Source organism: Bifidobacterium sp. ESL0790, assembly GCF_029395435.1.
Classification (GTDB): domain Bacteria; phylum Actinomycetota; class Actinomycetes; order Actinomycetales; family Bifidobacteriaceae; genus Bifidobacterium.
On the sequence record NZ_CP113915.1, the window covers coordinates 764,494 to 788,928 of the forward strand.

Genomic DNA, 24,435 nt, shown 5'->3' on the forward strand with positions numbered 1-24,435 from the left:
GAAGTGCTGACAATGACGAATATGGACAATGGCAACGGTGACGGCGCCGAGATCGTCGTCGTGGGAGCCGGCGTGGCGGGGCTTTCCGCGGTGCTGGCGGTGGCGCAGGCCGGCCACGACGTCACTCTGGTGACCAAGGCGGACCTGGTGGAATCGAACACCTACCACGCCCAGGGCGGCATCGCGGCGGCCATTTTCGACGATGACGACCCGAAGCTGCACGCGGCCGACACCATGGCCGCCGGGCATGGGTTGTGCGACCCGAAGGCCGTGGAGATCCTCACGCGAGAGGGCGCGGACCGGGTGCGGCAGTTCGCGGCGGCCGGTGTGCATTTCGACCGCGACGCCGAAGGCCATATGATGCGTGGGCTCGAGGCGGCGCATTCCCGGGCGCGCGTGGTGCACGCCGGGGGAGACGCCACCGGCAAGGTGCTCGAGCTCGACGTCTCGGCCATGGTGCGCGACAATCCGCATATCCATATCATCGAGCACGCCTTCTTGGAGGACCTCGTGGTGCGCGACGGACGCGTGGTTGGCGTCCGTCTGCTGATGGACGACGACTCCGCCGACGGCGCCACCCAGCGCACGGTTCCGGCGACGCGGGTCATCCTCGCCACCGGCGGCGCGGGGCGTATGTACCCCTACACCACCAACCCCGAGGTGGCCACCGCCGATGGTGTGGCCGCCGCGTGGCGGGCCGGGGCGCAGGTCGCCGACCTCGAGTTCTACCAATTCCACCCCACCGCGCTGGCCGTCGGCGAGCATTTCCTCATCTCCGAGGCGGTGCGCGGCGAGGGCGCGGTGCTGCTCGACGAGCAGGGCCACCGTTATATGAAGGACATCGATCCGCGCGCCGAACTCGCGCCGCGCGACGTGGTGGCCCGCGAGAACTTCCGCGTGATGCAACGGCAGGGTGGCCGCCCCGTGATGCTCGACGTCTCGCCGATGGCCAAGGAGAACCCCGATCTGAAGGCGTTCCTCGCCCGTCGTTTCCCGACCATCGACGCCTACACGCGCTCCATGGGCTTCGACTGGAGCAAGGAGCCGATTCCGGTGTCGCCCGCCGCGCACTATTACATGGGCGGCATCCGCACCGACCTCGACGGCAGGGCCAGCATTCCCGGGCTTTACGCGGCAGGGGAGTGCGCGCGCACCGGTGTGATGGGCTCCAACCGATTGGCCTCCAACTCGCTGCTCGAAGGGCTGGTCTACGGCCGTCGCGCCGGTCTGGCGGCGCTCGCGGACGGCGATGACACGACGTGGCGGCCCGAGCCGTTCATGAATTCCGTGACCGGCAAGTCGTTCGATGACGCGCCGATCTCCTTGTCCACCTCGTTCGCGGGGCAGGCCGGTGCGGCGGTGTGGAAGCGTGAGCGCATCCAACAGACGATGTGGCAGGGTGTGGGCGTGCTGCGTGACGCCGACGGTCTGGGTTCCGCGATCGACGCGCTTCGTGACGGTCTTTCGGCCGCCAACGGGCAGATCGTCTCGCACACGGACGTGGACGTGGCGGCCTTGGAGAACCGCAACATGCTCACCGTCGGCTTCGTGGGCGCGAACGCCGCGCTGAACAGGACCGAATCGCGAGGGGCGCACGCCCGCAACGACTATCCGCAGGCGCGCGACGAGTGGGCCCATTCCGTGGCCTATATTCAGGCCTGAGAATGTCGGGAATCGCGGAAATGTTGGATTGACGCGGTGTTGAGCGTGGTGCCGCGGTATGGCACCGCTGCCCGTCGCAAGTATCGGCACAGCGTGGATACATAAATAGGTAGGAGAAGAGCATGATGCTGACCAGCAGGGCCGTGGACGCCGCGGTCTTGGGCGCGTTGGACGAGGACGCGCCTTACGGCGACGTGACCAGCCAGTCCGCCATTCCCGCCGACGCCACCAGTGCCGCGCGTTTGGTGGCCCGCGAGGCCGGTGTGATGAGCGGTATCGCGGTCTTCGCCAGGGCGTTCACCTTGCAGAACGACGATATAGCGGTCATTCCTCTTATCAAAGATGGTGAGCGTTTCGAGGCCGGGCAAGCGCTCGCCGAAGTTCACGGCCCCACCGTCGACATCCTGACCGCCGAACGCGTGGCGTTGAATTTCACGCAGCGTATGAGCGGCATCGCGACGATGACCGCCGCCTTCGTAGATACGGTCGATGCGATATATGAGGGCGATGTTGATTTTCCCGTCGCCAAGCCGCGCCGTTTCGCCAAAACCCGCATCGTCGACACGCGCAAGACGACACCAGGACTGCGCTCTTTCGAGAAATACGCGGTGACCTGCGGCGGCGGGCACAACCATCGCTACGGCCTCTCCGACGCGGTGATGCTCAAGGACAACCATCTGGCCGCGTTGGCGGCGCAGGGCATCGGCCTTTCGGACGCGATCAGGCATGTGCGTGGGTCTGTTGGCCACACCACCCATATCGAGGTGGAGGTCGATGCGCTGGGCCAGATTCCCGACGTGTTGGCGGGCGGGGCCGACACGATCATGCTCGACAACTTCTCGCTTGACGACACCCGGCGCGGCGTGGAGGCGATCGACGGCGCGGCCATCGTGGAGGCGAGCGGCAACATGACCCTGGAACGAGTGCCTGAGGTTGCGGCGACCGGCGTGGACGTGATATCCGTCGGCGCCCTCACCCACAGCGTGCGCAGCGTCGATCTCGGGCTTGATTTCCAGGATTCGGCGCGATCATAAGGAAGGTGTGGTGGCTCCATGAGCGTTGGGAATAATGGTGCTGGCGTCAATGCCGATAACGCCAGCAATGCCGGCAAAGGCGTCAACGACAATGATGACCAAAGCGAGCTCTACCTGGACGCCTCGGCCACCGAGCCGGTGAGCGAGGACGTCATCGAGGCCATGCGCCCCTTCCTCACCGACGCCTACGCCAACCCCGCCAGCGTCCACCAGCCGGGCAAGACGGCCGCGCGGGCCCTTGACGCGGCGCGGACCGCCTTCGCGGCGGGACTGGGCGCCAAACCCGACGACGTGATCTTCACCTCGGGCGGCACCGAATCCGACAACCTCGCCATCAAGGGCATCGCCATGGCCCGCATGCGCGCCATGGGCCTTAAACCGGTGGTGGACGGTGAAAAAGACGGCGACGAGGACGGAGTCAAGGAGACGAAGCGCCCCCGCGTCATCATCTCGTCGGTGGAGCATCCGGCGGTCTCGGCGTCCGCCGATTGGCTGGGCACGTGGCTCGGCTTTGAGATCGTGCGCATTCCCGTCGACGCCCAGGCCCATATCGATCTGAAAGCGCTTGAGCAGGCGCTGGAAGGCGAGGCGGGCGAACGGACCACGCTGGTCAGCGTGATGCTGGCCAACAACGAGGTCGGCACCATCGAACCGGTGGAGGACATCGTGCGCATCGTCCACGCCCACCATGTGCCGCTGCACGTCGACGCGGTGCAGGCCGCCGGGCGCATCCCCATCCGCATGCGCGACTGGGGTGTGGACGCGCTGGCCGTCTCGGGCCATAAATTCGGCACGCCCAAGAACCTCGGCGCCTTGCTGATCCAAAGTGGTGTGCCCATCGAGCCGCTGCTTTCCGGCGGCGGGCAGGAACGTGGCCTGCGCTCCGGCACCCAGAACGTGGCCGGGGCCGTCGGTTTGGCCATCGCGCTGGGCGACGCCAACGAGCGCATGCGGCGGCAATACCACGATCTCGCCGCCTCGCGTGACAGGCTCATCGACGCCGTGCGGCGCGTGGTGCCGCGGGTCGAGCTCACCGGCGACCCCGAGCGCCGCCTCCCAGGCCACGCTTCGTTCGTCTTTCCTGGCATTGCCGGGGAGGCCCTGCTGGTCGACCTCGACGCCCACGGCATCGCCTGCTCGTCCGGCTCGGCCTGCGCGGTCGGACGCCACGAGCTGCCGCCCACCTTGCTGGCCATGGGCATCGCGCCCGAGGTCGCGCAATCCGCGCTGCGCATGACCTTCCGCGACCCGCTGACCCGCGAGCAGATCGAGCGCATCTCGATGGTCCTCGAGGACTCGTACGCGCGGCTGACCGACGGGCGATAACCAGGCATCATCCTTCTGCTTGCGGCCAACGCATATCCGCAACATAACACTTGCCGCGTCATGCGGCCCGGGTTACGATAGGCAACGTCAACCCGATGGTCGGGATACACTTTCGAGATATGGAGCGGGCCGATGAGGCAGGGCAATGTGACGGAACGCCGGCAGGGGCCTCCCGAGGTCGGGGTCTCCGTCATCCTTTTCGCGCTCGCGCCCAGCCCGGGTTCCGGTTCCACATCGAACACGGCATCGGCCGCTTCGGCTTCAAACAATAGCGAACGCAACGAATTGTGGATTCCCCTGGTCCGCCGCGCCGAGGAGCCGTTCAGGGGGATGTGGGCCCTGCCCGGCGGCGACCTCAAGGCCGGACGCTCGTTGGAATGGTCGGCATATAGCGCCCTGGAATCCACGACGAGCCTGCGCCCCGGATATCTTGAACAGCTCTACGCCTTCGGCGACCCCCAGCGTTCGAGCGGCGGCCTGCCCATGGTCTCGATCGTCTACTGGGCCCTGGTGAGCGGCACCGTGGCGCAGGGTTTCAAGGAGCACGACAACGTCAAGTGGTTCCCGGAGTCGCAGCTGCCGCCCCTGGCCTTCGACCACGCCGACATCATCGCCTTCGCGCTCTCCCGCCTGCGCTCCAAGCTCGCCTACCCCTACGTGGCCTCCAGGTTCGTCGGCCCGCGCTTCACCCTGCGCCAGCTGCACGACGTCTACGAGGTGATCGCCAAGCGGCCCATCGACCTGGGCAATTTCCGCCGCAAGATACTGGCGTCCGGCCAGCTGGAGGACACCGGCGAGAAGGTGGCCGAGGGGCGCCAGCGGCCCGCCGCCGTCTATCGTTACGCCGAGAAATTCCATACCTCCGGCCTGGTGCCCGAGGAGCCGTCCGACGTCGCCGGGGTCGCGCCCGATGCCGCGAGCAAGATCAGGGGCGACGAGAGCGGGAATTCGATGGGGGAGTCCACCAGCCACACGTCGTCCTTGGAGGACGTGCTTTCGGCGCTCACCACCAGTTGATGCCGTCCGGTGCCGTCCAATGCGATGTTGTCGGCTGACGTCATCGAACGGTGATTGCATTCGCGGTCATATCGTCAATCACGCCGATAGGCATGTCGCGTAATGCAAAACGACATGGCTCGCGCTCCGGCCCGCCCATAACCCCTCATATCACTGGCGACGAACGCGGCTTGACTGTCGTGCTTGGCCGGTATTATTGTGAAGGTTTGCGCGTAAGTAGAGATTCGATAGAGATCGAAACCGATAGAGCGGCAAGACTATAGGACATCCAGGTAATTAGGAGAGGCTTTTTATGGCGGTACGTGGTGATATTCGAAATGTGGCGATCGTGGCTCACGTCGATCACGGCAAGACCACGCTGGTCAACGCGATGCTTCAGCAGTCGCACGTCTTCAGCGAACGCGAGGAGGTGCCGGACCGTGTGATGGACTCCAACGACCTGGAGCGCGAGAAGGGCATCACCATCCTCGCCAAGAACACCGCCGTGCAATACACCGGTCCGCTCGCCGCCAAGTACGGCCAGCCCGACGGTATCACCATCAACGTCATCGACACCCCCGGCCACGCCGATTTCGGCGGCGAGGTGGAGCGTGGCATCTCCATGGTCGACGGCGTCGTGCTGCTCGTCGACGCCTCCGAGGGCCCGCTGCCGCAGACCCGCTTCGTGCTGCGCAAGGCGCTCGAGGCCAAGCTGCCCGTGATCCTGTGCATCAACAAGGTCGACCGCCCCGACGCCCGTATCTCCGAGGTCGTCAGCGAGTCCACCGACCTGCTGCTCGGCCTGGCGCAGGACGTCACGGAGGAGGGCGTGGACCTCGACCTCGACTCCCTGCTCGACCTGCCGGTCATCTACTGCGCGGCGAAGGCCGGTTACGCCTCCACCAACCAGCCCGCCGACGGCGGCCTGCCCGACAACGACAACCTCGAGCCGTTGTTCGACACCATCATCTCCAACATCCCCGCGCCGGAATACACGGAGGGCGCGCCCCTGCAGGCCCACGTCACCAACATCGACGCCTCCGACTACCTCGGCCGCCTCGGCCTGGTCCGCATCTACAACGGCAAGCTGCAGAAGGGCAAGCAGTACGGCCTCTCCCGCGTCGACGGCACCATCGAGAACTTCAAGCTCACCGAGATCCTGCGCACGCAGGGCCTTGACCGCAGCCCGGTCGAAGAGGCCGGCCCCGGCGACATCGTCGCTGTGGCGGGCGTCGGCGACATCATGATCGGCGAGACCATCGTCGATCCCAACGACCCCAAGCCGCTGCCGCTCATCCACGTCGACGACCCGGCCATCTCCATGACCTTCGGCGTCAACGACTCCCCGCTGGCCGGCCGCGAGGGCAAGGACCACAAGCTCACCGCCCGCATGATCAAGGACCGCCTCGACCGCGAGCTCATCGGCAACGTCTCCATCAAGGTGCTGCCCACCGATCGCCCCGACGCCTGGGAGGTCCAGGGCCGTGGCGAGCTGGCGCTGGCTATCCTCGCCGAGCAGATGCGCCGTGAGGGCTACGAGCTCACCGTCGGCCGCCCGCAGGTGGTCACCAAGACCATCGACGGCAAGCTCAACGAGCCTATGGAGGCCGACACCATCGACGTGCCCGAGGAATACATGGGCGCCGTCACCCAGCTCATGGCCGACCGCAAGGGCCGCATGGACTCCATGACCAACCACGGCTCCGGCTGGGTGCGCATGCAGTTCACTGTCCCCTCGCGTGGCCTGATTGGCTTCCGCACCGCGCTGCTCACCTCCACGCGAGGCACCGGCATCTCCAGCTCCATCTCAGCGGGCTACGCCCCGTGGGCCGGCGAGATCACCACGCGCCAGAACGGCTCCATGGTCTCCGACCGCGCCGGCGTGGCCACCCCTTACGCCATGCAGCGCCTGCAGGCCCGTGGCAACTTCTTCGTCGAGCCGCAGAGCCAGGTCTATGAGGGCCAGGTCGTCGGCATCAACAACAAGCCCGACGAGCTCGACGTCAACGTCACCTTGGCCAAACACATGACCAACATGCGTTCCGCCACCGCCGACGTGCTCGAGACCCTCACCCCGCCCATCAAGATGAGCCTGGAGGAGGCGCTTGACTTCGCCAACGAGGACGAGTGCGTCGAGGTGACCCCCGAGGCCATCCGCGTGCGCAAGGTCATCCTCGACCGCGACGAGTGGTACAAGTGGCACGCCCGCCAGCGTCGCCAGAACGGCAACAACAAGAAGAAGTAAGCCGCCGTTTCACTAGGTTTCATGAGAACGCCTTCCGAATCCTCCGTTGGTTCGGGAGGCGTTCTCGTATCTCCGGTGGGAGGTTTTCGGGACATAGCCACGTCGGATTAGCGTCCGTTTTCCGCCGTTACCTTGCTTTGGTGGCACGAATCGGAGGGTTTGGATCTTGTTGTATCTGTTTTCTGCCATCGTTGGTTTGAATAATGGCGGATTTCAGGCGTTTGCCGCACCGGTTGACCGGCGGGTGGGGCATACTGGCACTATGAATCCTCGCCCTGTCGAAACCGAACCCGCCCAAACCGGCGACGCCGCAGCCACTGCCGCCGCAGCCAGTGCCGTGAAGGCCGACCTGCCGTGGTCGTTCAGCCCGCACTTTGCGGTGCGGTGGCTGGTGTGCATCGTGGCCGGAATCATTGTGGGCATCATCGGCACGTTGGCGCACCGCATGGGTGCCGCGTACAACTTCCCTTACGGCCTGGTGCTGGCGCTACTGATCGTCGCGATCTCGACGTGGTCGGCCCGCGCGCGCAGCGGGGTGACCGGCTTGGCGCTGCACTTGATTGCGTCCTCGGCCACGGCGTGGCTGGTCGCGATGGGCTTCAGCGGCGATGTGCTCACACCCATCGGTTTCGGCGACGGCTCCTCGGTGCCATATTTCAGCGAGCATGTCGGTTATATGTGGCTGTTCGGCATGGTGATTGTGCAACTGGTGTTCCTCTTTTTGCCGCGCCAATGGTTCAGGATGCCTGAGCAGAGTTCAAGTCGTCACAACGAGTTTGACGCCAATAATGGCAATTCGGGCGATGCAAATGACGCGCGATCATGGAATTCGGTGATTCGTGGGGATTCCCAGACTCAAAACGAGAATGTTAGGGATGCCGATTTGGTTTCGGCGCAGACCGGTGCCGTGCGGACACCTGATACGCGGCGGCAGGATGATGCCAAGGCTTCCGAGGCTGGAGATGAGGGGCGATGAGCTTGAATACCAACACGAACAAGACATCTCAAGATGATATTGACGGCGAAGCGAGCACGCTCTACTTTTTGGGGCCGATAGGCTCGTTCACCCACCAGGCCGCGGTGCTGGCGGCCAACGCCATCGCCGAGCGGCGGCATGGCGAGACGATGGACCTTGTGCCGTGCGACGACGTGCCGTCCATCATTGAGGCCGTCGAGGCCGGGCGAGGCTGGGGCGTCATCGCCTGGGAGAACAACGTCGAGGGCTATGTGATGCCCAACCTCGACGCGCTGATCGACGCCCATGACGCCGCCGGCGTGGGCCGGGTCGGCGTGGACGTGGCCTTCGACGCCTTCACCCGCGAGGGGAGCGGGGCGTTGCGTGAGGTCACCGCCCACCCGCATGGCCTCGCGCAATGCAAGGCGTTCATCAGGCGTCGTGGGCTGGAGGCGGTGCCGGCCTCCTCGAACGCGGCCGCGTGCCGTGACGTGAAGGCCGGTCAGGTGGCGCTTGGCCCATCCATCTGCGGCTCCATCTATGGTTTGGAAACGCTTGAGCGCGGCGTGCAGGACTTCAAGGGCGCCCGCACCGATTTCCTCGTGGTCGCCCCGCGCGCCGACGCCGAGGCGATGTTCTCCGCCGACAAGACCCATGCCGACGGCGAGTTCGAGACCATCCTCACCGTCATCCCACTGAGCACTGGCCCTGGCGTCGTCGCCCGTCTGCTTGACAAGGTACGTGACGAGGGGCTCAACATGACCAGCCTCATCTCCCGCCCGATCAAAGGTCACACCGGCACCTACGGCTTCGTCATCACCCTCGACGCCGCCCCCTGGCAGCCGAACTTCCACGACCTGCTGCGCTGGATCGTCGAACGGGGCGACTGGGTGAAGACGCTGGCCGTCTACCCACGCGTCGAACGGCCGAATCCGCCGGTCAACACGTGGATGCTGCCGCACGGGGGAGTCTGCTCCACGCGGATCTATCCCGATGACGAACCTGTGGAAAGCGCCGATACCAAGGCGTCGCAAGAGACCACACACGATGATGGTGAGGCGTCGCGAAAGCAACATATGGAAAGGGAACTGCTGTGGTGAACACGATTGGCATCGTCGGATTGGGGCTGATCGGCGGGTCGCTCGCCCGGCGCCTGGTAGGTCGCGGATGCAGGGTCGTCGCGTGGAACCACAGGCCGCACCCCTACGCCGACGCCCGGCGCGACGGCATCGAATGCGTCGACACCTTGGCGCAGCTCGCCCAAGAGCGTCCCGACATCATCATGCTGTGCAACCCGCTGCGGGCCATGCCGCAGGTGCTTGCCGATTTGAAAGACGTCATCGACCGCGACGCCACCACGTTGAGCGACGTGGGCAGCGTCAAGGCCATGGTGCGTTCGCAGGTCGCCGACGCCGGCCTTGCGGATTGCTACGTGGGCGCACACCCCATGGCAGGCACCGAGCTCTCCGGGTTCTCGGCCAGCGACCCCGGCCTCTACGATGGCGCGCTGTGGGCCATCACCGTCGACGAACACACCAATTACCAACGCTTCCTCGCCGTCGCGAACCTGATTACCGAGCAGGTCGGCAACCGCGCCATCGTGCTCGACGACGCCACCCACGACCGTGCCGCCGCGATGATCTCGCACATGCCCCACGCCGTCTCCACCGCGCTGATTGGCGAGCTGAGCGCCAGCCCCGACCGCAACATCGCCGCCGCGCTCGCCGCCGGCAGTTGGCGCGACATGACCCGCGTGGCCTTGACCGACCCGGAGCGCACGCGCGCGATGATCGAGGAGGATGCCAGCAACGTGGAGAGCCTGCTGCGTGAGCTGTCGGGCCGTCTACTCGCTTTCGCCGACGATCTGCACCGTGGCGACGACGAGGCCATGACCCGCTTCTTCGCCGAGGGCCAGCCGTTCCGCGACTATAAGAGCCGGGGCGCCGTGAACGATGCCGAGCCGTTTGCGCTCGATATCGATGAGGCCGGTTGGCAGGGGGAGTTGCTTGAGTCCGCCCGTCGCGGCGAGCACATCATCCGCTTCACCGCGCCGAGGCAGGTGTTGGTTGAGGTTCGTTCGGCGTTGTAGGCGCTTTCAGGCATGTGGCCACTTTCGGATGATGATTGCTGCTTGATTACTGGATAGGTGTGTCTTTCGCTGCCTTCCATTTGTCGGGAAAGTATGCTTGCTATATGTGCTAAAGCGTTTTATCGCTGGTATCGCTGCCGTGCGCTTCGCTGTTGCGCGCCACCCTGCCGCGACGCTCGGGAATCGGTTTCAACGCCACGATGTGGTCGCGGGTGATCTCGACCTCCTGCGCGGGCCTGGAGCCGTTGGCCGCCGGGTCGCGCGTGATGGCGAGTGTCTCGCCGTCCCACGAGCGCACATGCCCGATGTAGTCGCGGTACTGTTGCCGCCCGGTGCGTGGGTCCACACCGTCGAGCGTGCGCACCATCAGGCGCGCGCCTTGGGGAATCGTCGCTGGCAAAGGCATGGACCCTCCTCGCTTGTCGGTCATCTCAGTGGTCACGTCCCAATCTATGCCGCCTCGCCGAAATCGCGCGAATCCGAATGCCCCAATCCTAAACGTCCTCACGTTTGAAAGCGGCGTCGCGATAGTGGTGCCATGACGGCCGTAGAATGACGGATATATTGTATAGATACATTCGAGATCAACAAGGCAACGGGGGGAGGCGCCATGCGATTCGATAGCCAGATCGATGATTTCATCGCCTATCTCAAAGCGAACCGCGGGCTGAGCGACAACACCATGAAGGCCTACCGTTCCGACCTCGAGGCCTGCCTCGGCCTGCTCGACTCACGCGGCGTCACCGACCTCGACGCCGTCACCCTGCAGATGCTGCGCTCGTGGATGGCCCACGAGTCCGCCGGCCACGCCCGCAGCAGCATGGCGCGCAAAACCGTCGCCGTGCGCAATTTCTTCGCCTGGGCCCACGACCACGACCTCATCCACGCCAATCCGGCGGCCACGCTCATGACCCCGAAGATCCCCGAGAACCTGCCGACCGTGCTCAGCGAGCGCCAGGCCGAGCAATTGATGGAGACGGTCGACGAGGACTGCGAGCCCGTCAAGTCGAAATCAGGGGCAAACAAGAAGACGACAAACGAGGCAGTCACGACCACTCCGAAGGCCACAAACTCCGAGACGGCCGCGAAAGCCCGCCAAACCCACGCGCTGGCCCTGCGCGACGCCGCCATGGTGGAGCTGCTCTACGCCACCGGCATCCGCGTCGCCGAGCTCACGGGCCTCGACGTGGCCGACATAGAGCCGTCCAACCGCACCATCCGCGTGACCGGCAAGGGCGACAAGCAGCGCGTCGTGCCCTTTGGCGCCCCGGCCGCCGAAGCGCTAGAGCAGTGGGTTGGCGAGGGTCGCCCGGAGTTCGAGAACAAGAAATCCGCCGACGCGCTCTTCCTGGGCGTGCGGGGCAAGCGCGTCGACCAGCGCGTCGTGCGCGAGGTCGTCCATGGCAAGGCCGCCGAGGCCGGGGTGCCCGATATCGGTCCGCACGCTTTGCGCCACAGCGCCGCCACCCATCTGCTCGACGGGGGAGCCGACCTGCGCGAGGTCCAGGAGATGCTCGGCCACTCCTCGCTCAAGACCACCCAGCGCTATACGCACGTCTCCATCGAGCAGATTAAGAAGCGCTACCGCCAGGCCTTCCCGCGCGCCTGAATAGGCAATAGCGGTCACAATAACCTGTTCTCGCATAATGCTTCTTATCCCTTCAAATGTCGCAGATACACGACAGTTCTGAGACCTGCCGATAAAATTAGACAAATCATAATGAACTGTCCACCTATCGGGCGATTTCCGTGAAAAGGTTTGCATAACCAAAGCCCCTGAGCGAGAATGGGAACATCAGCAAGGAAGTTGGCCATTTCAGCCAACTTTTTTTGTTTGAGACGCGGCTCATACCACGTAAACCTATGAATAGGAGAAATCTTATGAAGAAGAAAGCTCTGGCCCTGGCGGCGATCGCCTGCTCGGCGGCCATGCTTCTCAGCGCCTGCGGCGCGTCCGGCTCCTCGTCGAGCTCATCGTCCAACGGCGGCAACGTCATTTCGGTCTTCGACACCGAACCCCAGAATCCGCTGATCCCCGGCAACACCAACGAGACCGGCGGCGGCATCGTCCTGCGCGCCCTGTTCTCGCAGCTGGTCCGCTTCGACGTCAAGGGCAATCCGGTCATGGACCAGGCCCAGTCCATCACCCCCGACGCCAATGGCACCCAATACACCATCAAGCTCAAGCCCGGTCTCAAGTTCAGCGACGGCACCCCGATCGAGGCCCAGAGCTACACGAAGGCCTGGAGCTATATCGCCAACGCGAAGAACGCGCAGAAGTGCTCCTCATTCTTCAAGACCATCAAGGGCTACGATGACCTGCAGGCCAAGACGCTCAACGGCGACGAGCAGCTTTCCGGCCTCAAGGTGGTCGACGAGAACACCTTCACCGTCGACCTGAATTCCCCCGACTCCACCTTCCCGATCAAGGTGGGCTACTCCGCCTTCGCCCCGCTGCCCGAGTCGTTCTACAAGGACGTCAAGGCCTTCGGCAATAACCCGGTGGGCAACGGCCCCTACAAGATGTCCTCGTGGAACCACAACCAGGACATCAAGGTCGTCAAGAACCCGCACTACACGGGCAAGGACAAGCCGAAGAACGACGGCGTGGACTTCAAGATCTACACCAAGGTCAGCGCCGCCTACGCCGACGTGCAGGCCGGCAACCTCGACGTGATCAACACCGTGCCGCAGGAGGACACCAAGACCTTCCAGAAGGAATCGAGCCTGCAGGCCTTCAACGAGCCCGGCTCCTCCATCCAGCAGTTCACCATCCCCTCGGACCTGCCGCATTACCAGGTCGGCACCGAGGAGGGCACGCTGCGCCGCCAGGCCATCTCCATGGCCATCGACCGTCAGAGCATCGTCAAGAAGGTGCTCAACGGCGTCGGCGCCCCCGCCAAGGACTTCACCGCCCCGGTGATCCCCGGCTATTCCGACCACATCAAGGGCAACGAGAACCTCAGCTACAACCCGAAGAAGGCCAAGGAGCTGTGGGCCAAGGCCAACGCCATCTCCAAGGACACCGACCAGCTCACCCTCGCCTACAACTCCGACGGCGACGCCAAGCCGGTCTTCGACGCCGTGGTCAACTCCATCAACAACGCTCTGGGCTCCAAGGTGGCCGCCACCAACCCGATGCCCACCTTCCAGCAGTTCCGTGACGCGATCACCGACCGCAAGATCAAGGGCGGCTTCCGCTCCGGCTGGATGCCCGACTATCCCTCGGCCGAGAACTTCCTGGCCCAGAACTTCGCGTCGAGCGCGGCCAATGGCAACGGCTCCAACGACGGCGACTACAAGAACCCGAAGTTCGACGCCCTGCTCCAGCAGGCCTACGCCGCCAAGTCCACCGACGAGGCGAACCAGCTCTACCAGCAGGCCCAGGAGGTCCTTCTGAACGACCTGCCGGCCATCCCGCTCTACTACATGGCCAACGACGGCGTCGCGGCCAAGGGCGTGAAGGGCTTCCAGATCGACTGGCAGACCTATCCGACCTTCGTGCAGATGCACAAGTGATCGGCCGGATTCGCGCCTGACACGTCAGGCGGATGGCTCCGGGGCGGCATGAGGCCCTGGAGCCGTTCGCTTTGAGATAAAAAGGGAGTGCATGCTTCGGTGTGCGCTCCTTTTTTCATGCCGTTTTGCCTTCTTCGAGTTATTCATAAAGTCATTTTCGAGGAGTCTTCGTTTCCCAAGTTTTTCTGTATTGCGTTTAGGCACTAACACGCGAAAAGTCCACATAGTGTTCATTTACGGGCACCGGTGGCGCTTATGCGCTTCAATGACTATTCACGGTCCGTGCGCAGGTGGCCGCGGGGTGCCCCGATCAGCTCATCGGGCTTTCAGGGTAGTCTGGAAAGCGCATATCATGCGAAAACATGCAAGAAGGGCAGATAGATGAAGAAACAACTATTGGCGGCGGCGGCCGTGGTGTGCTCCATGGGCATGCTGCTTTCGGGCTGCGGATCCTCCGGGTCCAACGCCAGCGACAAGAACGTCATCACGGCGTTCAACTCCGAGCCGCAGAACCTGCTGATCCCGGGCAACACCAACGAATCCGGCGGCGCCCGAGCGGGCACCCTCCTCTTCGCCGAGCTCGTCTCGTTCGATGCCAAGGGCAACCCCTCCAACGAGGTGGCCAAGTCCATCCAGGACAACGCGAACTCCACCGAATACAACATCACGCTGAAGCCGGGCTGGAAGTTCAGCGACGGCACCCCGGTGACCGCCAAGTCCTTCACCAAGGCCTGGAGCTACATCGCCAACGCGAAGAACGCGCAGAAGTGCTCCTCCTTCTTCTCCACCATCCAGGGCTACGACGACCTGCAGGCCAAGACGCTCAAGGGCGACGAGCAGCTCTCCGGCCTCAAGGTCACCGGTGACGACAGCTTCACCGTCACTATGTCGAAGCCGGACGCCACCTTCCCGATCAAGGTCGGCTACCTCGCCTTCGCCCCGCTGCCCGAGTCCTTCTACAAGAACCCGAAGGCCTTCGGCAACAAGCCGGTCGGCAACGGCCCCTACAAGCTCGAGTCGTGGACCCACAACACCGAGATCCGCCTGGTGCGCAACAAGGCCTACCATGGCAACGTCAAGCCCAAGAACGACGGCGTGACCTTCAAGATCTACACCAAGGTCGACTCCGCCTACTCCGACGTGCAGGGTGGCAACCTCGACGTCATCGACACCATCCCCACGGCCGACACCAAGAGCTTCACGACCGATTCGAACATCCAGCCCTACAACCAGCCCGGTTCCGTGATGCAGATGTTCACCATTCCCTCGGACCTTCCGCACTTCGTCTCCGGCACCGAGGAGGGCACGCTGCGCCGCCAGGCCATCTCCAAGGCCATCGACCGCGGCTCCATCATCAAGAAGGTGCTCAACGGCACCGGCATGCAGCCCGTCGACTTCACCTCGCCGATGACCCCCGGATTCTCCAAGGACCTCAAGGGCAAGGACAACCTCGTCTACAACGCCAAGGAGGCCAAGGACCTGTGGGCCAAGGCCGACGCCATCTCCAAGGACACCGACAAGTTCACCATCTCCTACAACACTGACGGCGGCAACAAGGCCATCTATGACGCCATCGTCAACTCGATCCACAACACCTTGGGCATCGACGCGGGCACCGACCCGATGCCGACCTTCCAGGAGTTCCGTGACTCGGTTGACGACCGCAAGGTCAAGGGCGGCTTCCGCTCCGGCTGGCAGCCCGACTATCCGTCGCCCGAGAACTACCTCTTCCAGGAGTTCGACTCGTCCGCGGCCCACGGCAATGGCTCCAACGACGGCGACTACCAGAACCCGAAGTTCGACGAGCTGATGACCCAGGCCTACGCGGCGCCCTCCACGGATGCCGCCAACAAGATCTACGCCCAGTCGCAGGAGATCCTGCTGAACGATTTGCCGGCCATCCCGCTCTACTACGACAACGCCCACGGCGCCACCGCCAAGGGAGTCAAGGGCCTGGTCGCCGATTGGGAGAACCTGCCGCTCTACAGCCAACTGCACAAGTGATGTCCGCCGGTATTCCGGCGAGATAACATCATCGACACCATATGAAGGCGACGGCGCCCAATGCCGTCGCCTTCATGTTTTCGCAGGCACCTTGGGTTGTGTCTGCGCTACACTGGCACCATATGTCTAAGGGCCATGGGGATCGCCCTCGCCTTCGCTGCGTTTCGATCCCGGTTTGAGGCCTAGGAAAATAAGGAGTTAACCGATGGGTAAGTATCTTCTGCGCCGTATCCTGCAGATGATCCCCGTGGTTCTCGGCACGACGCTTTTGGTCTACGCGCTCGTCTTCGCGCTTCCCGGCGACCCGGTGAAGGCGATGTTCGGCGACAAACCGATCAACGCGGCGGTCGCTGCCCAGATTCGCGCGGAATATAACCTTGACAAGCCGTTCATCATTCAGTACCTGCTGTTCCTCAAGAACGCGCTGACCCTGAACTTCGGCAACACGTTCGCCGGCCAACCCGTCATCTCGGAGATTGGGCGCGCGTTCCCGGTCACCATCAAGCTGGCGTTGATGGCGTTCGTCTTCGAGGCCGTCTTCGGTGTCGTCTTCGGCATCATCTCGGGCCTCAAGAAGGGCAAGTGGTATGACTCCGTCATCCTCATCGTCTCCCTGCTCCTGATCTCCGTGCCGACCTTCGTCACCGGCTTCCTCGGCCAGTACTTCCTCGGCGTCAAATGGCACATACTCCCCGTCACCGCGGGCAGCGACCCGGGCTTCCTCGACCTGCTGATGCCGGCCATGGTGCTCGGCTCGGTGTCGATGGCCTACATCATCCGCCTGACTCGCTCCGAGGTCTCCTCCAACATCGCCGAGGACTACGTGCGCACCGCGCGCGCCAAGGGCATGTCCAACAGCTCGGTGATCATGCGCCACGTGCTGCGCAATTCCCTGATTCCCGTGGTCACCTACCTCGGCCAGGACCTCGGCGCCCTGATGAGCGGCGCGATGATCTCGGAGACCATCTTCAACGTCCACGGCATCGGCTTCCTCACCTATCAGAGCATCCTCAAGGGCGAAAGCAACATGGTGGTCTCCATCGTCACGCTGCTCACTCTGATCTTCGTGGTGTGCAACCTGCTGGTCGACATGCTCTACGCCGCGCTCGACCCGCGCATCCGGTACGCGTGAGTGAGGGAGGAGACAAGAAAATGAGTGACAACGAATCTCAGGAAACCATGAACACTTCCCCCGTCCTTCCCGGCCAGGAGCGCTACGTCGCCCCGGCCAGCGCCGTCAAGCTGCAGGACGTCGACTCCATCGACGAGTCCGCCCCCGCCACGAGCATGTGGGCCGACGCGTGGCGCACGCTGCGCAAGAACCCGCTCTTCATCGTCTCGGCGATACTGATCATCTGCGTGGTCGTCGTGGCCCTCTTCCCGGGCCTCTTCACCCACCAGGACCCGAACTACTGCCAGCTGGAGCACTCCCTTGAGGGAGGCAGCCCCGGCCATCCCTTCGGCTATGACACCCAGGGTTGCGACGTCTTCACCCGCACGATCTACGGCACCCGCACCTCGCTGAGCGTCGGCGTGCTCACCACTATCCTCGTGGTGCTCTTCGGCTCGCTGATCGGTGCGCTCGGCGGCTTCTTCGGCGGCTGGGTCGACGCGGTGCTGAGCCGCTGCACCGACATCTTCATGGCCATCCCGCTCCTGCTCGGCGCCATCGTGGTGCTGCAGATGTTCCGCTCCTCCGGATCCATCTGGAAGATCGTGTTAGTGCTGACCCTCTTCGGCTGGACGCAGACCGCCCGCATCGCCCGTGGCTCGGTGATGGAGACCAAGAACCTCGAGTTCAACACCGCCTCCACCGCCCTCGGCTCCACGCCGCTGCGCAACCTGATGAACCACATCATGCCCAACTCCCTGGCCTCCATCATCGTGGTGGGCACCACCTCACTGGGCACCTACATCGTCTCCGAGGCCACGCTGAGCTTCCTTGGCATTGGCCTGCCGACGACCACCGTCAGCTGGGGCGGCGACATCTCCAACGCGCAGTCCATCCTGCGCACCGACCCGTCGGTCCTCTTCTATCCATCGGCCGCGCTGGCCATCACCGTCCTCGCCTTCATCATGATGGGCGACGCGGTCAAGGACGCGCTTGACCCGAAGAGCCGTACCGCGTGATTGCAGGGGAGACAGACACAATGAGCGAAATGAACAACACCAATGAGAAGCTCCTCGCCATGCAGCGCGAGCAAGGGCCGATTCTCGAGGTCAAGGACCTCAAAGTCGATTTCACCACGGGTGATAAGAAGGCCGTGCACGCCGTGCGCGACGCCTCCTTCACCGTCTACCCGGGCCAGTGGGTCGCAATCGTGGGGGAGTCGGGCTCCGGTAAGTCCACCTCCGCCATGGCCGTCCTGGGCCTGCTGCCCGGCACCGGCCACGTGGTCGGTGGCTCCATCAAACTCGAGGGCGAGGAGATCTCCGGCGACTCGCGCAAACAGTATGAGCAGCTGCTCGGCGACAAGATGGGCCTGGTGCCGCAGGACCCGATGAGCAACCTCAACCCCGTCTGGCGCATCGGCACCCAGGTGGAGGAGGCCCTGAAGGCCAACCACATGGACGTCTCGCACGAGAAGCGCTCCAAGCTCGCCCAGGCTTTGGCCGGCGATGACGTGAGCCTCCAAAACAACGACGACGAGACCTTCATCGGCTCCAAGGAGCTGCCCGACCTGCTCAAGGCCGCCGAAGAGGCGTTGACCGAGGCCGGCGTGACCGGCGAGAAGGCCAAGAACGTCATGGACTACTTCACCGAGGAGTGGATCCCTGGCTCCGAGACCCGTTGGCGCGTGGCCGACGACCTCATCAAGGCCGGCGTCAATGACGAGAAGGCGTGGACCATCGCCAAGACCTACGTGCTCGGCAGCACCATGACCGACCGTGTGGCCGGGCTTCTGCAGGAGGCGGGCCTTCCCGACGCCGCCACCCGCGCCCGCCAATACCCGCACGAGTTCTCCGGCGGCATGCTCCAGCGCGCGCTGATCGCCATCGGCCTGGCCTGCCGGCCCGACCTGCTGATCGCCGACGAGCCTACCAGCGCCCTCGACGTCACGGTGCAGAAGAAGATCCTCGACCACCTGCAGTCCCTGACCAACGAGCTCGGCACCGCCGTGCTCTTCATCACCCACGACCTGGGCCTCGCCGCCGAGCGCGCCCAGCACATCGTCGTGATGTACAAGGGCCAGGTCGTCGAATCCGGACCGTCGCTCGAGGTGCTCCAGCACCCCCAGCACCCCTACACCAAGCGCCTGGTGGCCGCGGCCCCGTCGCTGGCTTCGCAGCGCATCATCTCCGCCAAGGCGCACGGCGAGAACGCCGAGGCCCTGATGGAGCACCATGTCAAGGGCGAGGAGACGCTCGAGAAGAGCGAGCACATCATCACGGTGAGCCACCTGACCAAGGAGTTCAAGCTGCCCCGCAAGAAGGAGATGTTCAAGGCCGTCGACGACGTCTCGTTCTCCGTCAAGCGCGGCACCACGCTGGCGATTGTGGGCGAGTCCGGCTCGGGCAAGTCCACCGTGGCCAACATGGTCCTGAAGCTCCTCGAGCCCACCAGCGGCACCGTGACCTACGAAGGCAAGGACATCAGTGGGTTCAAGGGCAAGTCCCTGCTCGACTTCCGACGCCATGTGCAGCCGGTCTTCCAGAACCCGTACGGTTCGCTCGACCCGATGTATTCCATCTACCGCTCCATCGAGGAGCCGCTGCGCATCCACAAGATTGGCGACAAGAAGAGCCGTGAGAAGCGTGTGCGCGAGCTGCTCGACCTCGTGAAGATGCCGCAGTCGGTGATGCAGCGCTATCCGAACGAGCTCTCCGGCGGCCAGCGCCAGCGCATCGCCGTCGCGCGCGCCATGGCCCTGAACCCCGACGTCATCGTCTGCGACGAGGCCGTCTCCGCGCTCGACGTGCTCGTGCAGGACCAGGTGCTGCAGCTGCTCAACGACCTGCAGGCCGAGCGAGGGCTCAGCTACCTGTTCATCACCCACGATTTGGCGGTGGTCCGTCAGATCGCCGACGAGGTGGTGGTGATGCAGAAGGGCCGTCTCGTGGAGCACGCGACCACCGACGAGGTCTTCGACCATCCGAAGCAGCAGTACACCAAGGATCTGCTCGACGCGATCCCCGGCGGCAAGCTGAAGCTCGGCGTCGACTGAGCCGTCGGCCTCTAATTTCCAATCGCCAGGATGCCCCATCACCCCAACCGGTGGTGGGGCATCCTGCGTCGTCGGCGGCGTGATGGTGTATCGTCGGGCGTATGAGCATAACTGTCACCACTTCAAATCTCAATGGCATCCGCGCGGCCAAGCGCAAGGGCGTCCTCAGCTGGGCCGAGGAGCGCACCCCCGACGTCTGGTGCATGCAGGAGGTCCGCGCCCCGCAGGAGGAGATCGACCCCATCTTCGACTCCATCGGCGAGGGCTACGCCAAGGCCGGCAAGGTCGGCGAGCAATCTCAGCTCGAGCGCATGGACGAGGTCTGCCGCATCAAGGGCCGCGCGGGCGTTGGCCTGCTTTCCGCCCTGCCCGTCACCGACAAGCGCTACGGGCTCATGGACCTGAAGGATGACGTGGATTCCGGCCGTTGGATCGAGGCGGACGTCACCACCCCCAGCGGCATGGAGCTGACGATCGCCAGCGTCTACGTGCACGCCGGCAACACCGACGACCCGAATAAGATGCACCAGAAGTTCCGCTTCCTTGACCGCATGCTCGAGCGCATGGCCGAGCTGCGCGAGATCGCCGACGGCGGCGGGCGCCAGGCCCTGCTGTGCGGCGACATGAACATCGCCCACACCCCGCTCGACATCAAGAACGCCAAGGCCAACGAGAAGCATTCCGGCTTCCTGCCCGAGGAGCGCGTCTACGTCGACAAATGGCTCGACGACTACGGATTCGTCGATGTGATGCGAAATTTGGCCGGCGACGTGCAGGGGCCCTATACGTGGTGGAGCCAGCGTGGCCGCGCCTTCGACAACAACGTCGGCTGGAGGATTGACTACCAGCTGGCCACCAAGGGGTTGGCCGAAAAGGCCGTCTCCTTCGACATCGACCGCGCGCCGTCGTACGACACCCGCTGGTCGGACCACGCCCCGTTGAGCGTCGTTTACGACATTTAGGTGGACACTTTTTTCGTGATTTTTAAAAGTGGCCAGCAAACGAACATTTTGCCATATCTGCCAAATATCCAATTCGTTGATTTTCCAACGTTTTGAGGTGTTGCTGATAGTTGGCGATGTTCATTTGCGTGGCCACTTTTTATATTCATTGAAAAAGTGTCCATCATGTTCGGGTGATAGGCTTGGCACGGACACACCGTTACGAAATGAGGGACCATGGGATTGTTCGGTTTCGGCAAGAAGAAGCACCAGAACGATGACGATGACGACGAGGCCAAAGACGTCGACAAGACCGTCGATGACGCCGATAAAGTCGACGATGAGGCCGATGACGCCACTGACGAGGTGGATGAGACCGATGACACTGAGACTTCTGACGATGAGGATGTCGATGACGATGAGCCCGAATTCCCCGACGAGCCCGTGGAGGACTACAACGCCCGCGGCGAGATCTACGGCCCGTGGGACATCGACGAGGAGGACGCGCCCGACTACGACGAGTACCTCGACATGGGCTCCTATTACCTGCCGTTCATGAAGGAGATCGAGCTGAGGGTCAAGGCCAACCGCGCCAGCGGCCAGGTGCTCGGCTGCACGATCTCGTACAAGTCCTCGAGCCTTGAGATCGAGGCGTTCGCCGCGCCCAAGACCATGGGCCTCTGGGACGACATGCGCGAGGACCTGCTGGCCTCCAACTCCAAGGCGAGCGAACATGCCGGCGTCTTCGGCATGGAGGTCAAGCTGCCCGTCAAGGTCAAGGGCGGCAAGAGCGTGACCACCCGCATCGTCGGTGTCGATGGCCCGCGTTGGATGCTGCGTGGCATCTTCTCCGGCCGCGCCGCCACCCAGCCGAGCAGCCCCGAGACCAAGGCGCTCAACAAGTTCTTCTCCGAAATCGTGGTGGACCGCGGCGAGGAGCCGCTCGCGCCCCGCGACTTCATTCCGATGCATCCGCCCGTCTCCCCGGAGCAGCGCCGCAAGGCCGACGAGGCCGCCGCGGCAGCCGAGGACGGCGATGACGAGGGGCACAAGATCCCCAAGCGCGTCAAGGGCCCGTTCGTGGCCGACCAGCAGACCGAGGTGCAGACCACGATCTCGCGCGGTCCGATGTTCTCCGAGCTGCGCTGAGCCAGACGGCGGGAATCAATCGGCATTAACAGGAACCAATCGGAAAACCAAACTGGGAATATGAGCGTGAACGACAAACCGACCGGCCTGGCCTCGCTGGCCGCCCTTGGCTCGGGTGACGATTTCTCCGTCATCGACGCGATCGGCGGGGTGCGCGGTGTGGTCGAATCCATGCTGCCGGGCTTCGTCTTCGTGGTCATGTTCGTCGTCAGCCGTGACCTCAAGCTCACCATCATCGTCTCCGCGGTGCTGGCCGTGCTGGAGGTGGTGGTCCGCCTGCTGCAACGCCAGACCGTCCTGGGGGCGCTGAGCGGGCTCATCGCGGTGGCGATCTGCCTGGTGTGGGCGTGGAACACCCACGAGGCGCGCAATTATTACGTCTACGGGTTCATCACCAACAGCGTCTATCTGGTCGCCCTCGCGTTCACCCTCGCCATCCGCGTGCCCGGCGTGGGGTTCCTCGTCGAGTTCATCCGCTCCATGCCCACTTTGCATTTTCGCGACTGGCTGGCCGACTGGCGCGGCGACCGCAAGCTCTACAAGGCCTACGTGTTCGTCACGGCCCTGTGGATGTGCCTTTTCGCGCTGCGTCTGGCGGTGCAGGTGCCGCTCTACCTCACCAACCACGTCACCTGGCTCGGCACCACCCGCCTTTTGATGGGGCTGCCATTCTGGGCGCTGGCCATCTGGGTGTCGTACCTGCTGATCGCCGACCCGATACGCCATCATCCGAAATTCGTGGTTGAGGACGAGGATGACGATGAATCGGATGACGTTGAAGACAAGGCAGATTCCGTTGACATGGTTGCCGTTGACAGTGCCGAAGATGGTGTCGATTCCCGCAAAGACGACGCCGATACCATAGCCAAATCCGAACAGTAGGAAACGCTCACGGCGCAAGCTGTAGCGGCCGCAAGCACGTCGGACGACGGGCAACGCTAGACTTGGATTTCCGTGGTTTCGCCGGCCAGGCGTTGGCGAGACATCGATAGCAACGAACCAATCCGCGGTCAAGTTCCCGCGGGGAAGAGGAATATCCTATGCAAGCCACAGTCCGCATCGAACGTTACGCCGACCAGGGGCGTTGCGTCGCCCATATCGACGGACGCGTGGTGTTCGTACGTTTCGCCCTGCCCGGCGAGCTGGTCAAGATTGCGCTGGACGAGCCCTACGACCGCGACGACCGCTTCTGGACCGGCGAGGTGGTGGAGGTCGTCGAGCCGTCACCCGACCGCGTCGAGCCGTCCTGGCCGTTGGCGGGTCCGCTCGCGCAAGGCGGGGGAGTCGGCGGGGCCGATCTCATCCACGTCAGCCTCGAGGGCCAGCTCAAATGGAAGTCCGCCATCATCACCGAGCAGATGCGCCGCATGGGCCACGTCGAGCTCGAGGACGTGCCGGTGGCGCGCATGAGCGGCGACGTGGACGAGAAGGGCCTGCACTGGCGCACGCGCATCGAGCTGATCGCCGACGAGGCCGGCCGCGCCTCCATGCGCAAGCGCGGCACCCACACCCGGGTGCGCATCGACACCATGCCCCTGGCCACCAGGTCGCTGCTGGCCGTGGCCCGCGCCAACGGCGTGTGGGATGACGAGTTCAAGCCCGGCGCCAAGATTCGCATAGCGGTGCCCGAGCCGCGCGACATCCACGTCTCCCGGGTGAGCAACAAGACCCTGCTCGAGACCATCGGCGACAACTACGCCATCGTGGTCGACGGCCATGTGCGCGCTGGCTCCAAGCGACTCAAGGAGGTCGTGGACGTTGACGGCAAACGCTACAAGTTCGGCATCGACGCCGGCGGGTTCTGGCAGATGCACCGCATGGCGCCACTCGCCTTGGCCAAGCACGTCATGAAGCTGGTCAGCGAGCAGTTGCAGGGCGTCCAATCCGCCACGATCTGGGACCTCTATTCCGGCTCCGGCCTCTTCACGCTGCCACTGGCCAAGACCTTCCACCACGCGGGGGTGCTCTCGATCGAAGGCGGGCATATCGCGGTGCGCAACGCCGAGCGCAACCTGCACATCGGCAAGGTCGGCAACGTCACCACCATGCAGGGCGACGTGTTGCGCAAGCTGCGCAACGTGCCCGAGGGGCTGGCCCATCCGGATGTGGTGGTGCTCGACCCGCCGCGCGCCGGGGCCAAAGCCGCCGTCTGCAAGCAGATCGCCGAGGCCGGGGCGCGCAGCGTGATTTATGTGGCCTGCGACCCCACCAGCCTCGCCCGTGACACCGCGACGCTGGTCAAGCTGGGCTACGAGCTGCGGCACATTCAGGCCTTCGACATCTACCCGATGACCCATCACGTCGAGACGATCGCCCTCTTCGTGCGCCGCGAGGGTTAGGAAACATCAT

At 64.1% G+C, this 24,435-nt stretch carries 19 protein-coding genes; 18 read left to right on the forward strand and 1 reads right to left on the reverse strand.

The features are described 5' to 3' along the window. Positions 1 to 21: 21 nt before the first annotated feature. From nadB to OZY47_RS02785, 8 genes are all read left to right on the forward strand, one after another. Entirely contained in the window at positions 22 to 1,662 is a 1,641-nt protein-coding gene (gene nadB, locus OZY47_RS02750) for an L-aspartate oxidase (RefSeq protein ID WP_277179098.1), read from the forward strand. A gap of 125 nt (positions 1,663 to 1,787) precedes the next feature. Continuing rightward, positions 1,788 to 2,696, forward strand: coding sequence for a carboxylating nicotinate-nucleotide diphosphorylase (nadC, locus tag OZY47_RS02755; RefSeq protein ID WP_277179100.1), 909 nt, complete (start codon positions 1,788 to 1,790; stop codon positions 2,694 to 2,696). Positions 2,697 to 2,714: 18 nt separating this feature from the next. Next, positions 2,715 to 4,022, forward strand: a complete 1,308-nt coding sequence (locus tag OZY47_RS02760; protein WP_277178515.1) for a cysteine desulfurase family protein — start codon at positions 2,715 to 2,717, stop codon at positions 4,020 to 4,022. 132 nt (positions 4,023 to 4,154) lie between these two features. Next, entirely contained in the window at positions 4,155 to 5,039 is an 885-nt protein-coding gene (locus tag OZY47_RS02765; protein WP_277178517.1) for an NUDIX domain-containing protein, read from the forward strand. A gap of 292 nt (positions 5,040 to 5,331) precedes the next feature. After that, positions 5,332 to 7,263, forward strand: a complete 1,932-nt coding sequence (gene typA, locus OZY47_RS02770) for a translational GTPase TypA (protein WP_277178519.1) — start codon at positions 5,332 to 5,334, stop codon at positions 7,261 to 7,263. 166 nt (positions 7,264 to 7,429) lie between these two features. Next, complete coding sequence (locus tag OZY47_RS02775) at positions 7,430 to 8,239, forward strand: hypothetical protein (RefSeq protein WP_277178521.1); 810 nt, start codon at positions 7,430 to 7,432, stop codon at positions 8,237 to 8,239. Further along, a complete protein-coding gene (locus OZY47_RS02780) occupies positions 8,236 to 9,318 on the forward strand; it encodes a prephenate dehydratase domain-containing protein (RefSeq protein ID WP_277178523.1) in 1,083 nt (360 codons plus the stop codon). The genes OZY47_RS02775 and OZY47_RS02780 overlap by 4 nt, the downstream gene beginning before the upstream one ends. Next, positions 9,312 to 10,307 (forward strand): prephenate dehydrogenase/arogenate dehydrogenase family protein, encoded by a 996-nt coding sequence (locus OZY47_RS02785; protein WP_277178525.1) that lies wholly within the window; start codon positions 9,312 to 9,314, stop codon positions 10,305 to 10,307. Before OZY47_RS02780 ends, OZY47_RS02785 begins: the two co-directional genes overlap by 7 nt. A 109-nt stretch (positions 10,308 to 10,416) precedes the next feature. Here OZY47_RS02785 and OZY47_RS02790 read toward each other — a convergent pair whose 3' ends face one another. Then, positions 10,417 to 10,713, reverse strand: coding sequence for a DUF6725 family protein (locus OZY47_RS02790; protein WP_277178527.1), 297 nt, complete (start codon positions 10,711 to 10,713; stop codon positions 10,417 to 10,419). A gap of 204 nt (positions 10,714 to 10,917) precedes the next feature. Between OZY47_RS02790 and OZY47_RS02795 the strand changes: the two genes are divergently transcribed. The 10 genes from OZY47_RS02795 (at position 10,918) to OZY47_RS02840 (ending at position 24,425) form a co-directional block, all read left to right on the forward strand. Then, on the forward strand, positions 10,918 to 11,916 hold the full coding sequence (locus OZY47_RS02795; protein WP_277178529.1) for a tyrosine recombinase XerC: 999 nt from the start codon (positions 10,918 to 10,920) through the stop codon (positions 11,914 to 11,916). 272 nt (positions 11,917 to 12,188) lie between these two features. Beyond that, the gene (locus tag OZY47_RS02800; protein WP_277178531.1) at positions 12,189 to 13,826 is read left to right on the forward strand and encodes an ABC transporter substrate-binding protein; all 1,638 of its coding nucleotides are present in this window, start codon (positions 12,189 to 12,191) and stop codon (positions 13,824 to 13,826) included. Positions 13,827 to 14,207: 381 nt separating this feature from the next. After that, on the forward strand, positions 14,208 to 15,830 hold the full coding sequence (locus OZY47_RS02805; protein WP_277178533.1) for an ABC transporter substrate-binding protein: 1,623 nt from the start codon (positions 14,208 to 14,210) through the stop codon (positions 15,828 to 15,830). A gap of 205 nt (positions 15,831 to 16,035) precedes the next feature. Beyond that, entirely contained in the window at positions 16,036 to 16,962 is a 927-nt protein-coding gene (locus tag OZY47_RS02810) for an ABC transporter permease (protein WP_277178535.1), read from the forward strand. Between the two features lie 20 nt (positions 16,963 to 16,982). Next, complete coding sequence (locus OZY47_RS02815) at positions 16,983 to 17,960, forward strand: ABC transporter permease (protein ID WP_277178538.1); 978 nt, start codon at positions 16,983 to 16,985, stop codon at positions 17,958 to 17,960. Positions 17,961 to 17,980: 20 nt separating this feature from the next. Then, complete coding sequence (locus OZY47_RS02820; RefSeq protein WP_277178540.1) at positions 17,981 to 19,996, forward strand: ABC transporter ATP-binding protein; 2,016 nt, start codon at positions 17,981 to 17,983, stop codon at positions 19,994 to 19,996. 101 nt (positions 19,997 to 20,097) lie between these two features. After that, positions 20,098 to 20,958 carry an exodeoxyribonuclease III gene (locus OZY47_RS02825; RefSeq protein ID WP_277178542.1) on the forward strand — a complete coding sequence of 287 codons (861 nt, stop codon included), beginning with the start codon at positions 20,098 to 20,100 and terminating at the stop codon, positions 20,956 to 20,958. Positions 20,959 to 21,174: 216 nt separating this feature from the next. After that, on the forward strand, positions 21,175 to 22,086 hold the full coding sequence (locus OZY47_RS02830; protein WP_277178544.1) for a DUF3710 domain-containing protein: 912 nt from the start codon (positions 21,175 to 21,177) through the stop codon (positions 22,084 to 22,086). Between the two features lie 60 nt (positions 22,087 to 22,146). Continuing rightward, a complete protein-coding gene (locus tag OZY47_RS02835; RefSeq protein WP_277178546.1) occupies positions 22,147 to 22,968 on the forward strand; it encodes a DUF3159 domain-containing protein in 822 nt (273 codons plus the stop codon). Positions 22,969 to 23,126: 158 nt separating this feature from the next. Continuing rightward, positions 23,127 to 24,425, forward strand: coding sequence for a TRAM domain-containing protein (locus tag OZY47_RS02840; protein ID WP_277178548.1), 1,299 nt, complete (start codon positions 23,127 to 23,129; stop codon positions 24,423 to 24,425). The last annotated feature ends 10 nt before the right edge of the window (positions 24,426 to 24,435 follow it).